Below are 16,088 nucleotides of genomic sequence, written 5' to 3' on the forward strand. Positions count from 1 at the left end.
TATGGGAATGTCATTTTTACAAGCTAGTAGTATTACACTTTTGGCCTATATATACAATCTTGATCGACATGCAACACAATTCTTTGGGAAAATGCCTATTCTTTATGGAGCTATCACAGGTATGATCTTAGGAGATGTTAAGACTGGTTTAATGGTAGGAGCTACTCTACAATTAATGTCTTTAGGTGTTGCAAATATTGGTGGTTCTTCTATGCCAGATTATATTGTTGCTGCAATTATATCAGCTGCAATATCAGTTACTACAGGTAAAGGTATAGCAGCTGGTATGGCAATAGGCCTTCCTGTAGGTATGCTAACAATGAATCTGGATGTTATTGTTAAGTTAATTAATTCGGCGATTGCTAAAAAAGCGCAAACATTTGCTAATCGTAAGCAATTTGGTAAAATGCAAAAAATGATTCCGATAGCGACTTTTATGTATCCTTTGGAAGCTGCTCTTCCAGTATTTTTAGCAGTTGTATTTGGTAAAACTGTAGTGGAATCTATTTTAAACTTTATGCCTCAATGGTTTACAGTTGGACTCAATGTGGCTGGAGGCATGTTACCTGCAGTTGGTATAGCTATGTTATTGGTTTATATGCCTATGAAAAGATATGGTTATTGGATAATAATAGGTTTTGTATTGTCGGCATTTTTAAAGATGCCAGTTTTAGGGGTTGCTTTATTAGGATGTGCAGCTGCAGTTAATCAATTTAAAAATGAAAATACACATAATACCAATGTAACTGCAACAATGGCAAATTTAAATAAGGAGGATATGGAAGATGAGTGAACCTTTAGGGAAATTAAACAAACGAGATTTAATTAAAACAGCTTTGCGTCACTACATTGGTGTCAGTACTTATAATTATGATACCGGTACAGCATCAGGCTTGGTTTGGGAAATGTTTCCAGCATTACGCAAAATTTATAAAAAAGATGATGATTTAGTGCAATCACTAAATAATCATTTTAAATTTTATAATTGTAATCCATGGCTCTCTCCTTTAATTACAGGTGCTACTTTAGCAATGGAAGAAAAAAATGGTATTCAGTCTTTAGAAGCAGTACAAAACTTAAAGGTAGGTCTAATGGGGCCATTATCCGGTATCGGAGATACGATTATTTGGGTTATGATTCCAACTATTTTAGGAGCTATTGCTGGTTCAATGGGGCAAAAAGGTGATCCAACAGGTTTATTTTTGTTTTTATTTCTATGGTTATTAATGTCGTTTACCCGACCATATCTATATATTATAGGTTATAAATCAGGAACTAATTTAATTAGTAATTTGGGTGATAGTCTTAAATCTTTTACTGATGCAATTTCTATTTTGGGTATTACTGTTATTGGATCTATTATTTCTACTACTGTTAAAGTTAACGTGGGATGGCAATTTGTTCGTTCGGGAGTCAAGGTTAATTTGCAAGATATTTTAAATAAATTGTGTCCGTCCTTATTACCAGCAATAGTAGTTTTGATATTGTATTTATTGTTAAAAAACAAAAAAGCCAAAATGGGCTGGCTAATTGTAGGAATTATTATAATTTCTATGGCTGGTGCTGCAGTTGGCTTATTTAAAGCATAATAACAAAGATGTGGGTAAATATGAAAAGAATTATAATTGTTACACATAAAAAATTAGCATTAGGTTTACAAGATAGTTTAAATTTTTTTACAAATATGAACGATCAGATTACGGCAATTCCAGCTTATGAACATGATGATAATCAATTTCCTGATGAAATTATAAAAAAGAAAATAGTGGAATTTAAAAATAATAATGATCAAATTTTTATTTTAACTGATTTATTAGGTGGGAGTGTTAATCAACATATTTTAAAATTCGTAGACAATAATACTTTTGTTATTACAGGAGTTAATTTGCCTTTGGCTTTATCTATTTTGTTGTCTCCTTATGAATATCTAACATTGAATCAAGTTCAAAAAGTAGTGTCTGAAGCTAAAGAACAAATAATTTTAATGAACACTTATAATTCTCCTAATTCTGAAGATGATGAGTAAAAGTTATTTTTGGTAATGTAGGTGTACAATTATGCGAATAGCCAGAGTATTTAATAATAATATAGTTTTAGCAATAGACGATAATAATCATACTGAAAAAATTCTTTGGGGAAAAGGAGTAGGATTCCAAAAAAAAAGTGGTGACCAAATTAATCCTGCTAATCAAGATAAAATTTTTGTTCAAAATACTACTTCAGAATGGCTACAATCTTTTATTAATCTAACAAATGAAATACCTATACTATATTTTGAACTTTCTAAAAAAATAGTGGATTATGCTTCCAGCAAACTTCAAGTCGAATTTAATCCTTTTTTAATTATATCGTTAGCTGATCATTTATACTTTGCCGCTAAACGAATCAATAATTCATTTTATAACATAGGTATGCTTAATGAAATTAAAAAAAATATTATCTAGAATATACAGTAGCAAAAGAGTGTTTACAAATAGTTAACAAAGCTCTTGCAGTGTCTTTTTCTATAAATGAGGCTGGTTTTTTAGCAATTCATTTTATTGAAAATGAACTATCTCTTAATTCAGAAAATAGAATAAATAATATAGAGATTAAAGATAATCAATCTATTAATCAAATAATCAAAATAATTTTGAATAATTTACAAATTAAAGATCAACATGCGAATATTAAATTAGATAGATTAATAACACATCTAAACTTTTTATTGAATCGTATACGTAAGCAACAACACTTCCAAGACAATCACGATGATAAAAAGCTAAATGATAGTTTACGTCGCCAATTTCCACAAATTTCCAAAATTTGTGATCAAATATCTACATTATTACTTTCAAAATATTATTATAAATTATCAAAGTCTGAAGAAATCTATTTAATTATGCACATTCAACAAGTAGCTAAACAATTGGATATTAGAAAGGACAAAAACAAATGAAAATCTCTGAAATTATTGAGATAATAAAGAAATTTTATAAAGGACCATCTGATGATATTGGCACTGTTACCAGAGATCAAGTTTTATATGGCGATATTAATCAGGATTGTACGGGAGTTGTTACTAGTCAGTGGGCTTCAATAAATGTAATAAAAAGGGCAATAGATTTAAATGCTAATTTAATTATTTCGCATGAAGCGCTTTTTTGGAATCATGAAGATCATCAAGATTGGTTACAAAATTCTAATAATCGAGTTTATCAATATAAAAAAGATTTATTAAATAAACATAATATAACTGTATGGCGTAATCATGACTTTATTCATTCAGGAATTCCGATAAAAGATGGATTATATCAAGATGGTATTTTTTATGCTTTTGCTCAAGCAATGGGATGGGGAAGCTATTTAAAAGGCAATATTGAAAAAGTTCGGACTTTTCAAATACCAGAAACGACGGTTATGGAAATCGCTAAAAAAATGATGAATGTTCTCAACATTGAAGGAATTAAGATAATTGGAAGTCCTAATAGTAAAGTGAAGAATGTTTGTATCCCACACCATATTTTAGGAGATGCCAAAGGATATATAACAGATACTGAGAAAAAGGATATAAACTTGTTTGTCGCTATGGAAGTAGTTGACTTTACACTAAGTGAATATATTCGTGATGCTGCACAAGCAGGTAAAAGTCGTGCAATAATTACAGCAGGACATTTTAATACTGAAGAAATAGGGATGAAGTATTTTGTTAAGCATTTGGAATACTTATTACCCCAAGAAATAAATTGTAATTTTGTGCAATCAGGAGATATGTATCATTATCTAGTCAAGTAATAATAAATAAAATATATGATTTTTATCAAATTTTGATACAGATCCAATAGTATTTTAAGATGTTTTTGTTATACCTTAATAAAACATTTATGAATCGTTTAAATATCTACTTTATAATAATTTTTGCGCCAAGGGCTCTATGCCTAGGCGCTTATTTTTATGTTTTTGGATTAATTAGAGTTCTAAGTGAAAAACGTATTTAAAATATCAAATTTATAAATACATATTTGCAAGTATAGTGCTTTAATTTTAAATTATTATTAAAGACAGATTGCAAGTTTAATCCGAGCAAGTTCTAAAAATTTCAATGACAGTGTGATAATGGTGCAATTTTAAAGGTCGCTTATTAATCATCTCCATATCTCCCCATAGCTTAAAGTTATTTTTCTTGGAAAAAACCAGTGTAGCTTTCGATTAAAATACTCATTGCTGCCCCGTTACCAAGGTGAATAGGGACGACAGAAATAAGTGGTTAGCCCATAACGCTGTTCTAATTCTTGATACTGGACAAACTCTTTGTCATGATCAACAGTAATGCTTTGAACCACGCTACCAAAGCGCTCAAAGGTTTGATTTAAGAACTGAGCTGTCCGATCTGGAGTTTTCATCACACAAAATAAGTGACTGTGTCGTTTCACAGAGGTAACCAAACAAGCTTTGCTTTGCCCTTGACTAGATAAAACAGTATCCACTTCCCAATGACCAAACTCTTGGCGTTGATTAATTGCTTTAGGACGTTGTTCAATACTTATCTCCACTTTGCTCTGGAGTCTCTTGGCTGCGTTTACGACGGCGATTACGATCTGGTAAATTTAACAATCAAAGTCCAATTGACCTTGATGCAACCAAGCATAAATTGAAGCTGTTGCTACCTTAAATTTAGCAGCAATTGCATGAGTAGGACAGGTTAAGCGCAAATGGTTTTCAATCAATTGCTTAAGAGACGCATTTAGAATAGTTTTGCGCCCACAATGCTTTCTTTTCTGTTTGGCATCCTGTTGTTTGGATTAATTTGAGAATCTGCGTAACTAATATAATTAAATTACTAGATAAATATAGAGCAATTTAAAAAAATCACGTATAAATATCATATTCTTTATTTTTTTCTTTGAAGTTTTCAGCATATTTACACATATCTATAAAAATTTGAAAATTTTTTGCATCAAAGCGTTTATATTTCTTCAATATTGAAATATATATAGAAAATCTGATATCAGGTTTCATTAATTTGTAACAATATTCATTTTTGTTTACATGAGAATAGGCCAGTGTAGGTAATATGGCTAAAGTTTTTTGGTTTTTACAAGTAGAAATTAATAAATTCAGATCAGATGATTGAAATGTAAATACAGGTGTGGATTTTATAGATTTAAATTTTTTAATAATTAATTTATTAATGTCGTAAGAATTATTTAAAGATGCTAGAGGATATATAAATAAATCTTTAGCAGTTATAAATTTATTTTTAGCTAAAGGGTGATTACGATCCATTATTACAACAAGATCACTATCGAATATTTTTTTAGAAAATAAATCATTGCAAGTGTTTGGATTTTCTGTGCTAATTGCAATATCTATCTCACCATTATTGAGCATGTATAATGCTTTTTGACTATTGCTTTCAATAATAGAAATCTTCAAATTTTGATATTCTAATTGTAATTTTTGGAAAAACTTTTCATAAACTAATTGTAAAGCTAAAATAGGTATACCAATAGTTATTTGCTTGTTAGTTGCATAAACATTTTGCAAAGTTTTTTTGGTTTCTTCATAAATATTAATAATAGACTGGGATTTTTGAAAAATATATTTTCCTGCTGGCGTTAAACCCACAAGATGTCCCTTATTACGTTTAAAAAAGGGGACATTGATTAAATTTTCATAATGATTAATTAACTGGCTTAATGCCGATTGACTAATATATAATTTTTTTGCAGCAACGGTTAAGTTATAGTTGGATTTAACAATTTCTACATAATATCTTAAATGTTCTATATTCATGAGTCAGCCTCCCAACTTGAAATAGATTTTATTTTCTGTTAATAATAATTTTATTTCAGATATTGTTAATAATTTCATAATCTTAATATGAACTTTAAAATTATTTTTGACAAGAGGATTTAATTAACAATTAAAGTTTAAATGTTATTGCTTCAATATTTTTGATAACGCTATTATTTTTTCTTATGCCAATATCAGTTTTATTAAGTGGTATTATTCACAATCGATGATATGCTCAATATGTAACAAGCAAAGCGATAATTGAATTATTGAACGTTAGGAGGATTTACAATGTATTATGATTTATTGAATGGCTTGAAAGTTGTGGATTTATCAACTTATATTGCTGCTCCAGTAGCTGCAGAAATGTTAGCAGATTTAGGAGCTGATGTTATAAAGATTGAAACACCCAAGGGTGACGTTATTAGATATCTAAATGCCACTTGTAAGATCGATGATGGACCTGAAGAAAGTAGTGCTTTTCAATGCTATAACGGAGGAAAAAAGAAAATAGTACTTAATTTAAAAACTTCTGAAGGTTTGGAGGTTATGCATAAATTATTAAGTCAAGCGGACGTGTTTATTACTAATAATCGTACTAAATCTCTAAAAAAGATGGGCCTTGATTATAATTCTATAAAAAGCAAATATCCGGAATTAGTTTATGGTCAAATTTTAGGTTATGGGGATAAAGGACCATTAAAGGATGCACCTGGTTTTGATTCTGTAGCATTTTGGACACGATCTGGTTTTTTGCAAGATGCTGGTACAGAAGGAGATTATCCAATTAATGCTCCTTATGGTTTTGGAGATATATCTACGGGTACAGCATTATTTGGTGCTGTTTGTGCAGCACTTGTCAAGCAACAACGCCAAGGTGAAGGATCACGTGTAGCAGTTTCCTTATATGGAACAAGTATTTGGTATAACGGTATTTTAATAGGATCAGCACAAAAAGCTCCTGGATTCCATGCTACCTATCCAATGAAGCGTGAAGATAACTCTCCATTGTTTACCTCTTATCAATCACAAGACCATAAATGGATTATGTTAACTATTTTGGATTATGATAAATATTTTAAATCTTTATGCAATGCTTTGAATTTATCAGAGATTCCTGATGATCCGAGATTTAATACGTATAACAATCTGAATAAGAATCGTAAAGAAATGATTCGAATTTTAGAAGAGGCTTTTGGTAAATTTACAGCTGATGAAATTAGTCAAAAACTTACAGAATTAGATATAACGCATGATATTATGCCACATTTTAAAGATGTCAATACTGATCCACAGGCTTTAGAAAATGGCTATATTGAAGATTTTACTTTTAAGACAGGTAAAACTGTTAAAGTAGCACGTCAACCAATTCATGTAACTGGACAACATCCACATAAATGGCAAGATGCACCAAAGATTGGTTGTGATACGGAAACAGTTTTGAAGTCGATTGGTTATGATGATGCTATGATTATGAAATTAAGAGAAAATAAAACAATTTAAAGAAAGTTATTAATTATTAGGAGGATATAATTATGACAGAAGAAAAAGGTTTATTTTTAGGCAAAAAATCAAAGGATTACAGTGTAAAAATTGATAGTGAAAAAATTCATCAATTTGCTGATTTATCAGGTGATCATAATCCATTACATTTAGATGAAGAATTTGCTAAAACTTCTCGTTTTGGCCAAAGAGTTGCTCATGGAATGCTATCAGCAATTTATATTAATAAGCCATTAGTTGATATGGGTGATGGTAGTGGTGTTATTCTAGATCAAAATTTGCGCTTTGTTAAACCTGTTTATTATGATGATGTCATTACAGTAAAATGTGAAGTTAAAGATGTTATAGACAAGAAAAAATTCACTATGGTTAAAATTGCAACTAATGTTTATAACCAAAATGATGAGTTAGTAATCGAGGGTGAAGCGACAGTTATTCCTGAAGCTTAAGCAGATATGTAATTATATCTATAGGAGTGAATTTAGGATGCAGTTCAACTTTAATTTATTCATCAAAACATTTATAGATTTTTTCACATATAGTATCGAAGATAATAATTGTAATTGGGAATGTTTTTTATTTAATAACTATATAGATCATAATTGTCGATAAGTAATAAATGTAGTTTTTTTATTATAGTGAATATTTAATTAGAGAGGAAACGATATATAATTAATCGAGTTAATCAACTTTTAGGTACTAAATATCCTATTATTCAAGGAGACATGGCTCAATTAGCTACCGCCCAACTAGCAGCAGCTGTTTCAAATGCTGGAGGTTTGGGAATTATTGCTGCAGGTGGTAAAACTCCTGACGAAGTGCGGGAACAAATTCACGAAGCTCGTCAATTAACTGATAACAATTTTGGCGTCAATCTTATGTTAATGGATCCTAATTCTCCTAAGATTGCTCAAGTAATTGTTGAAGAACAAGTTCCTATTATTACGACGGGTGCAGGAACACCTAAAAAATTAATGCCAGTTATGAAGGCTAATGGTATCAAAGTTATTCCAGTCATTCCCAATGTTGAATTAGCAGTTAAAATGGAACAATTGGGTGTTGACGCGGTAGTTGCCGAAGGAATGGAAGCAGGTGGTCATATTGGGCAATTAACTTCTCAAGTATTATGGCCTCAAGTAAGTGATGCAGTTTCTATTCCAGTAATTGCTGCAGGTGGGATTGCAGATGGACGTGGAATTGTTGATGCCTTTGTCGATGGCGCAGAAGGAGTGCAATTGGGAACATTATTCTCAATAGCCAAAGAAAGTCCTGTCGGACCTAAATGGCGCCAAGCAATTATTGAAGCAACAGATACTTCCACAATTATTACTGGCTTGTCTTTAGGCGCTCCAGTAAGATCCTTAAAAAATAAAATGACTTTGAAATTTAGTGAATTAGAAAGAAACGCCCAGAACCGTGAAGAGTTAGAAACTATTGCAGTTGGTGGCTTAAAGAAAGCAGTTTTTGATGATGATGTAGAAACTGGTTCTTTAATGGCCGGCCAAATTTCAGGGATGATTAAGGAAGCTAAAACTTGCAGAGAAATTATTGAAGATTTATTTAATGATGCCAATGCAGTCGCAAATAAAGTTCAATCGCCTTTATTTTAAACAATATAATTAACACTCAACAAGGCTGAGACAGATATTTGTCTCAGCTTTGGTTTTTATAGTAATCATCTTTAAAGGAATGGAAATTATGTTAAATACAGAAGCTGATTTTTTTAATAAATTGCTTGCTTTAACAAATAATTATTACACAGAATTTAAACCAATAGTTATTGGAATTTCTGGTAATATTGCTGTGGGCAAATCCACTTTTGCTAATAAATTATACCAATATTTAAATAAGCACTTATCTAATTTAAAAATACAATTAGTTTGTACTGATTGTTTTTTATATGCAAATACTTATTTAAAGCAAAAGCATCTTTTTGATCGTAAAGGCTTTCCTGAAAGTTATGATAAAAGCTTAATAGATAGATTTATTAGTAGTATAAATAATGATAACAAAATCGACTTGCCTGTATATGATCATCAAATTAACGATATTAATTTCAAATATTGCAAAAATATTTCTCAACCCGATATTCTAATTATTGAAGGTATTATTTCTTTGCAATTACCCTTACGTAATATTATTAATTATAGTATTTTTTTGGATGCAGTTAATCCGACTGTTTTCGAATGGTATTTACAGCGATGCAATAAAATATACGGTAATAAATTCCAACAATTTAAATCAGAAATTGATAATGCTTGGTCACAAATAAACATTCCTAATTATCAGCAAAATATAATTCCTACTAAAAAGTATGCTGATACTGTTTTGTACTTAAATAAAAATCATCAAATAATTAAAATTCAACATCGATGTAAACAAAACATGATAACGTATTGTAATAAGTTATCAATTGACGACTAAGGTAAAAAAATGAGAAAACATAAAGCATATAAACTAGCAATTCGGGCTATTTTAATAGCGATTATTTTAGTTCAATCAATGACTCCCTTTCTGGGTTTTATTCCTTTAGGATTAGTCAATGTAACGATTATTCATTTAACCGTAATTGTAGCGGCAATTGTTTTAGGACCTGGAGATGGCGCATTAGTGGGCTTAATTTGGGGATTAGGGACGATGATTCGCGCTTATAGCGCGCCAACGAGTCCTTTGGATACAATGGTCTTCACTAATCCAATCATTGCAGTATTACCACGGATTTTGGTGGGCTATTTAGCGGGGATTATTTATCGCAGCACTAAAAACAAAATCAAATCGCAAACAGTACGCATGGCTTTAGCGGCAGCGATTGGTTCTTTAACCAATACAATCACCGTTTTAGGCTTGATGCGCTTAATGTTTGCTGGCGCCATGGCGAGCGCTTATAAAGTGACTTCAGGAGCTTTAAATGGAGTCATTATGACCGTAGTGGCTACTAATGGCATTCCAGAATTAATTGCAGCTATAATTATTGTGCCCATGATTTATTTGGCAGTGTTACGTGCAAATAAGTTTTTAGATAATTAAATATTTTTTAGAAAATTATAAAAAAACGTTAAGATTAACTAATTATGAATGCAATAGAAAAGTTAAACTTTTTTAAATTTATTTAGATGCTAAGACTTGATTCCAGTATTTGATTGGAGTTAAGTCTTTTAGTTTATTGGCGTTTCGAACTTGATTACATGTTCTCTTAATACTTGCTACTGCTGAGCTAAAGAATCTATTGAATTTGCTTCAGTTTCATTACTTTATTAAATTAAAGATGGTTTACCTCAGTATATTGTCATGATATTTACCCTTCACAATATACTTTTAGTAACATTAACTTGTATAAGCTAGGTAAATGTAATTGTGATATTGAAATCTTCCATCTGAATGCAGAATTGAATTTATATTAACAGACGATTTTTGTATTAATTTATTAAATATAATATAAACAATTTCTATTTTATAGAATGGTTTGTAGAATAAGCCAATGTTTTACTATGAAGCTTCATCAATGACTATAGAAATATGAACTTTTACCAAAGTAAATCTATATTTATTAATATAGGCGTATAAAACGTGATAAAGTCGAGTCTTATCAATTGCTGTTCTAAAATATTTTTTTAATCGGTCCATATGTTCTGTCATACAAACTAGCATATGGTCTGTTTACTTTAAAGGTGAGTTTTAGCCCCAATTGATTCATAAATTTACATACAGTTTGTAGTGAATAATTATATAAACTTAATCGAGTAATGATTCATGTATTCTTCGTTAATCATATGTTTCATCGTTATCTTGATAAAAAATTTTCTTAATCGTTGCTTTAACATCAGAATATTTATTTGATCGTTTTAAGCAATTTTGAAGTTGAATTCCTATATTATTATCCAATTCTAATTTAATTTCAAAGTGTCTATTAATGATACTGCTTTATTTATATAATTGTTTTTGCATACTATCTTACATGCGTTATTATAGGAATATTAGATTTAAAAGTTGTTATGGATGGTGAAAATTGTGACAAAGAACTATTTAAGTATTGATATTGGCGGTACCAATATTAAATATGGCATTTTAAATATCCGCGGAGAAATGTTGCAACATGATCACATTAAAACTCCAAAAAGTGATTTGCCTGCTTTTATGACTATGATAAATAAATTGATAGCTACTGTTGCAGATAATCTTGCTGGAATTGCGATTAGTGCCCCTGGAAAAGTAGACCCACAAAGTGGTTGTATCTATGGCGGTGGCGCGTTGCCTTTTTTGGATGGGGTTAATTTTAAAGAGCAATTGCAGACTAAATATAATTGTCCAGTAGCAGTGGAAAACGATGGAAAAGCCGCTGCTTTGGCAGAATTATGGTTAGGTACTTTGCACAATATTAATACTGGTGCTGTTTTAGTTCTTGGAACTGGAATCGGCGGGGGAATTATTGTAGATGGTCAATTGTTGCGGGGAGCACATTGGCAAGCTGGTGAAGTGAGTTACATGATTTTATCGCCTTATGCAAATAAAGTCTCACAAATTGCGGGATATCATGGCTCTGCAGTGGCAATGATTGAACGCTGTGCACACAAATTGCAGTTATCTAATCAACAAGATGGTCTGACAGTATTTGAAGCAGTAAAGGCTCATGATGAACGCATAATGCCAATTTTTAATGAGTACTGTGATGCAATCGCAACGATTATTTTAAATTTACAAACCGTAATTGATGTTCAACGGATTGCTATTGGTGGTGGAATTAGTGCGCAGCCGTTATTAATCCAAGGAATTCAAAACGCTTATTTAAGCATTAATGAACGCATTCCTTTGATTGCAGAACAACTAGAACCTGTTGAAATTATGGCCACTCATTTTCATAATAATTCTAACTTATATGGTGCTTTGTATAATTTGATTTTGCAAAATAAAGTTCTAAAAAAATGAATTTTGCTTGGAACAGGGAATTATAGAATATTTAAGAAAAGATTTTGTTTAAATAAAGTAATATAATAGTCACAACTTACACAATTAATAGAGGGAAATATATGAAAAAAATTGCAGTTTATTGTGGTGCAGCATCAGGAAATGATACAAGATTTCAGCAAGCGACTATCGAATTAGCTCATTATTTAGTCGAACATAATTTGGCATTAGTATATGGTGGCGGTGGTGTTGGACTTATGGGTTTATTAGCAAAAACAGTTTTGCAAGCAGATGGTCAAGTTTATGGTATTATGACCAAAGAGCTAGTCGAACGTGGCGCGGCGTTATCAGAATTAACTAATTTACAGGTAGTAGCTGATATGTCAGAACGCAAACAGCAAATGATGGATTTATCAGATGGTTGCATCGCTTTGCCAGGTGGTCCAGGAACTTTAGAAGAGATTTCCCAATCTTTTTCATGGACACGTTTAGGAGATTATACGAAACCCTGCGTTTTATATAATGTAGCTGGATACTATAATACTTTGCAACAAATGTTTGAACAGATGGTTGCTAAAGGATTTTTAACAACTGCTGACTTTGAAAAATTATTATTTTCTGATTCTTTAGACGAAATTTTTGCTTTTATGGAGACTTATATACCGCCCCAAATAAGGACTTATCCAAAATAAAAGTTAATTATTATATATAATTTATATTCTTATTATTTTTCACGTACTTAATTATGTAGGATCTTTAATTTAAATTTGTTAAAAATTTAGAAATAGTAAAACACACCTATTGAATTTCTGTCAATAGGTGTGTTTTACATAAGTATTTATTGTATTCTATTTGGATATATGACTAATTTCAATAATAGTAGCTGCTACTGCTTGCATAGCTTCTACGGTCACAAATTCATATGGACCATGAAAATTATCACCACCATTAAATAGGTTTGGAGTTGGCATTCCTTGATAAGTAATCAATGAGCCATCAGTACCTCCACGGAATGCTTTGATTGTTGGAGTAATTCCCAAATTTATTAAAGCTTGTTTTGCTAAATCGATGGTGTATGGATTCTTTTTGATAATATCTGCCATGTTGTAATATTCATCTTCTATTTGGAGATTTATTCTTGGTCGATCTAATTGTTGATTAAGTAGATTAACTATATTGCGAATAAGTTGTTTACGTTTTTCGAAATTATTATGATCAAAATCACGAATAATATAGGTCAACTCAGCACTTTCAATTTTAGCATCAAAATTAAGCATTAAATAATATCCTTCACGATTATCAGTGAATTCTGCCCGTTCAAATTGAGGAATTATTGAGTCTATTTTTTCACCAATAGTAATAGCATTAACTAGTCCGCCCTCTTTTGCTTGTCCAGGATGTACGCTTTTTCCCTGAATAGTAATAACTGCTTGTGCTGCATTAAAAGTTTCGTATTCAATATCTCCAATATCACCGTTGTCCAATGTATATGCAAAATCCGCTTGAAAATCGGAAATATCAAAGTGTTTAGCTCCTTGACCAATCTCTTCATCAGGACCAAAGCCAATTTTAATTGGTCCATGGCTTATTTCTGGGTGATTTAATAGATAGGTAATAGCACTTATAATAGATGCAATTCCAGCTTTATCATCAACACCTAATAAAGTTTTTCCATCGGTAGTAATTAACGTTTGGCCTATAAATTTTTTTAAGTTAGGAAATTCAGTGGTAGTTAATTCTAAACCGTTGTCGAATTTAATAGGTTTACCATCGTAATTGTAGTGAACTTGAGGATTAACATTTTCTGATTCAAAGTCTGCAGTATCCAAGTGCGCAATAAAACCAATAGTAGGACGTGCTTCATCCGTGTTGCTAGGTAAAAGAGCAGTTAAATAACTATTTTTAGGATTAACTTTTACTTCTTGCAAATTCAACTCTTCCAACTGCTGCTTTAATATTTTTATTAAATCTAGTTGACAATTTGTGGAGGGAATTTGTTTTGAATTATTTGGATTAGATCTAGTATTTATTTTGGCATAAATTAAAAAGTTATTTAACAAATTATTATTATCTATTTTATATTTCATTTAGCAAACCTCATTATTTAATATATGCATATTTCCAATCGTAAGGGACTCCGGAGCCATTATAAATAATTCCTTTAACTTTTGTGTCTAATAATTGTGCTTGGGTTACTTGATAAAGTGGAATAGTTCCTTGGTCATTCATTAATTCATGCTCGGCTTTTTGTAATTGTGTCCATCTTTGAGCAGGATTAGTAGCATACCTGTTTTCAGATAATTCAGTATAATTATCAAATTTTTTATTACGCCACTTAGAATTATTATACGTGGAGTCTGATTCCCAAACGTCTAAAAAGTTAATGGGATCGGAAAAAGTTGATGTCCAAGTAGCTATTACCATGTCAAAATCACTTTTTCCTTCTTTTGTTATCCTCTGAACTTTTGGTAAGCTCTTGATATGAACTTTAACTTTTGGTAACTGCTCTAATTGGCCTTGAACAAATTCTCCAGTCTTTTTTGTGTTTGGACTATCATCAACCATAAGTTCTAAGTCTAGTTTCTTAGTGTTAGTAGCTTTTAATCCTTTAGCTAATAATTTTTTAGCTAGAGGCATATTTTTAGTTACTGCAGCTTTAACTTCTGTTTGTTTAGCGAAGTCTTTTCCAGTAGATGGATCTTGCTAATCCAACAGGAACAAAGCCTTTAGGCTCTAAAGAGCCATCTTGAAGAACTCTTTTAGTCAATTGCTTACGATTAATAGCTAATGATAAAGCTCGACGAACGTTTCGGTTCTTAAACGCTTTGATTTTTTCTTGGTTAAGATCCATTCTAATACCACTAGAAGCGTGGCGAAAAATAAGATCTTTTTGCCCTTTGAATTGTGGAACTTGTTCTCCTACAAGAACAGTTTCTTGTACTTTTTTGTTTTGATAAAGGTTTAAACCGGTTTGAGAATCTTTGACAACACTTTCGTTAATTTTATTTAAATGGACATGTTTTTTATCCCAGTAATATGGATTTTTCACTAACGACCAAGAGCCATTAGCACCATCCCAACCTTTAAGGACGAAAGGGCCACTAGAAACTGTTTTATTAGCAGTGGTTCCATAAGCTTTACCATATTTCTCAACAATTTTTTTGTTTTCTGGAGCGAATAGTGGCCATGATATCAAAGTTTTAAAATAAGATACAGGTCTAGCTAGATTAACTACAAATGTATAATTATCCGGAGCTGATACACCTAATTTATTAAGCGCCATTTTTCCAGAATTAATCTCTTTTGCATTTTTTATTTGGAAAAAGTTAAAAGCATTTTGAGCTCCTGTTTTAGGGTTTACAACTCTTTTCCAAGAATAAACAAAGTCTTTGGCCGTAATTGGATCACCATTTGACCATTTGGCATTAGGGCGTATCTTAAAAGTATAGGTTTTACCATCTTTAGATATTGTGGTTTTTTCAGCTAAGGCAGGCTGAGGTTTTCCTTTTTTGTCCAAACGGTATAAGTTTTCTTGAGTATTTAATAACACATTAAAACTTAAGGTGTCAGTAGCCTGGGCATTATCAATGGAAGAAATTTCTACATTTTCTGTCCAATTTAGCTCTTGCTTACTAGCTGCTTGCACTGGTTTTGAAAAAGTAAAGCCTCCACTAATTATAGTTATTATTAAAATTACTGATAATTTTCTAAATAATTTCATGTATACCTTCCTTAAAAACATAATATTATATAGTGTATGTAAATTTAAAATTAAATTATGATTAGAATCATATGATATAAATTAAGCAATGTCAATGTTTTGTTATTAGCTTAAATTTTTTATTGTTTTAAATTGAAAACACCCTCAAATTCCACCTATGAGAGTGTTTTTAATAATTTTAGTTTAT

17 protein-coding genes and 1 pseudogene are annotated in these 16,088 nt (G+C 30.9%); 13 read left to right on the forward strand and 5 right to left on the reverse strand.

The window, feature by feature from the left end:
- Nucleotide 1: 1 nt before the first annotated feature.
- The 6 genes and pseudogenes from DS830_RS07895 to DS830_RS07920 all read left to right on the forward strand — a co-directional run bounded on the left by DS830_RS07895 (nt 2) and on the right by DS830_RS07920 (nt 3,774).
- Entirely contained in the window at nt 2-793 is a 792-nt protein-coding gene (locus DS830_RS07895) for a PTS mannose/fructose/sorbose/N-acetylgalactosamine transporter subunit IIC (RefSeq protein WP_118908924.1), read from the forward strand.
- The gene (locus tag DS830_RS07900; RefSeq protein ID WP_118908925.1) at nt 786-1,589 is read left to right on the forward strand and encodes a PTS system mannose/fructose/sorbose family transporter subunit IID; all 804 of its coding nucleotides are present in this window, start codon (nt 786-788) and stop codon (nt 1,587-1,589) included. Before DS830_RS07895 ends, DS830_RS07900 begins: the two co-directional genes overlap by 8 nt.
- Nucleotides 1,590-1,609: 20 nt before the next feature.
- Nucleotides 1,610-2,026, forward strand: coding sequence for a PTS sugar transporter subunit IIA (locus tag DS830_RS07905; RefSeq protein ID WP_162887559.1), 417 nt, complete (start codon nt 1,610-1,612; stop codon nt 2,024-2,026).
- A 31-nt stretch (nt 2,027-2,057) separates the two neighbouring features.
- A pseudogene (locus tag DS830_RS07910) lies at nt 2,058-2,482 on the forward strand (CAT RNA binding domain-containing protein); the annotation flags it as partial.
- 12 nt (nt 2,483-2,494) lie between these two features.
- A complete protein-coding gene (locus DS830_RS07915; protein WP_118908928.1) occupies nt 2,495-2,938 on the forward strand; it encodes a PRD domain-containing protein in 444 nt (147 codons plus the stop codon).
- Nucleotides 2,935-3,774: a Nif3-like dinuclear metal center hexameric protein gene (locus DS830_RS07920; protein WP_118908929.1), complete on the forward strand. Its 840-nt coding sequence runs from the start codon at nt 2,935-2,937 to the stop codon at nt 3,772-3,774. The genes DS830_RS07915 and DS830_RS07920 overlap by 4 nt, the downstream gene beginning before the upstream one ends.
- Nucleotides 3,775-4,211: 437 nt before the next feature.
- Here DS830_RS07920 and DS830_RS07925 read toward each other — a convergent pair whose 3' ends face one another.
- Entirely contained in the window at nt 4,212-4,586 is a 375-nt protein-coding gene (locus DS830_RS07925) for an IS30 family transposase (RefSeq protein ID WP_118908930.1), read from the reverse strand.
- Nucleotides 4,587-4,848: 262 nt separating this feature from the next.
- The gene (locus DS830_RS07930) at nt 4,849-5,775 is read right to left on the reverse strand and encodes a LysR family transcriptional regulator (protein WP_118908931.1); all 927 of its coding nucleotides are present in this window, start codon (nt 5,773-5,775) and stop codon (nt 4,849-4,851) included.
- A gap of 291 nt (nt 5,776-6,066) precedes the next feature.
- Here DS830_RS07930 and DS830_RS07935 point away from each other — a divergent pair, with 291 nt between their 5' ends.
- The 7 genes from DS830_RS07935 (at nt 6,067) to DS830_RS07965 (ending at nt 12,872) form a co-directional block, all read left to right on the forward strand.
- Nucleotides 6,067-7,278, forward strand: coding sequence for a CaiB/BaiF CoA transferase family protein (locus DS830_RS07935; protein WP_118908932.1), 1,212 nt, complete (start codon nt 6,067-6,069; stop codon nt 7,276-7,278).
- Nucleotides 7,279-7,310: 32 nt separating this feature from the next.
- On the forward strand, nt 7,311-7,727 hold the full coding sequence (locus tag DS830_RS07940; RefSeq protein WP_118908933.1) for a MaoC family dehydratase: 417 nt from the start codon (nt 7,311-7,313) through the stop codon (nt 7,725-7,727).
- 222 nt (nt 7,728-7,949) lie between these two features.
- A complete protein-coding gene (locus tag DS830_RS07945; protein WP_118908934.1) occupies nt 7,950-8,888 on the forward strand; it encodes a nitronate monooxygenase in 939 nt (312 codons plus the stop codon).
- Nucleotides 8,889-8,976: 88 nt separating this feature from the next.
- Nucleotides 8,977-9,702, forward strand: coding sequence for a type I pantothenate kinase (locus DS830_RS07950; protein WP_162887561.1), 726 nt, complete (start codon nt 8,977-8,979; stop codon nt 9,700-9,702).
- A 9-nt stretch (nt 9,703-9,711) separates the two neighbouring features.
- Nucleotides 9,712-10,305 (forward strand): ECF transporter S component, encoded by a 594-nt coding sequence (locus DS830_RS07955; protein ID WP_118908936.1) that lies wholly within the window; start codon nt 9,712-9,714, stop codon nt 10,303-10,305.
- 981 nt (nt 10,306-11,286) lie between these two features.
- Entirely contained in the window at nt 11,287-12,201 is a 915-nt protein-coding gene (locus DS830_RS07960; protein WP_118908937.1) for an ROK family protein, read from the forward strand.
- 101 nt (nt 12,202-12,302) lie between these two features.
- Nucleotides 12,303-12,872, forward strand: coding sequence for an LOG family protein (locus tag DS830_RS07965; RefSeq protein ID WP_118908938.1), 570 nt, complete (start codon nt 12,303-12,305; stop codon nt 12,870-12,872).
- A gap of 156 nt (nt 12,873-13,028) precedes the next feature.
- Here the strand turns inward: DS830_RS07965 and pepT are convergent, their stop codons facing one another.
- The 3 genes from pepT to DS830_RS09015 are packed head-to-tail and all read right to left on the reverse strand — an operon-like array spanning nt 13,029 to nt 15,901.
- Nucleotides 13,029-14,267, reverse strand: coding sequence for a peptidase T (pepT, locus tag DS830_RS07970; RefSeq protein ID WP_118908939.1), 1,239 nt, complete (start codon nt 14,265-14,267; stop codon nt 13,029-13,031).
- A gap of 13 nt (nt 14,268-14,280) precedes the next feature.
- Nucleotides 14,281-14,817, reverse strand: coding sequence for an ABC transporter substrate-binding protein (locus DS830_RS09010; RefSeq protein ID WP_276102925.1), 537 nt, complete (start codon nt 14,815-14,817; stop codon nt 14,281-14,283).
- A 34-nt stretch (nt 14,818-14,851) separates the two neighbouring features.
- Nucleotides 14,852-15,901: a peptide ABC transporter substrate-binding protein gene (locus DS830_RS09015; protein ID WP_276102927.1), complete on the reverse strand. Its 1,050-nt coding sequence runs from the start codon at nt 15,899-15,901 to the stop codon at nt 14,852-14,854.
- Nucleotides 15,902-16,088 lie beyond the last annotated feature (187 nt).

The organism is Bombilactobacillus bombi, from assembly GCF_003522965.1.
In the GTDB taxonomy this organism is placed as follows: domain Bacteria; phylum Bacillota; class Bacilli; order Lactobacillales; family Lactobacillaceae; genus Bombilactobacillus; species Bombilactobacillus bombi.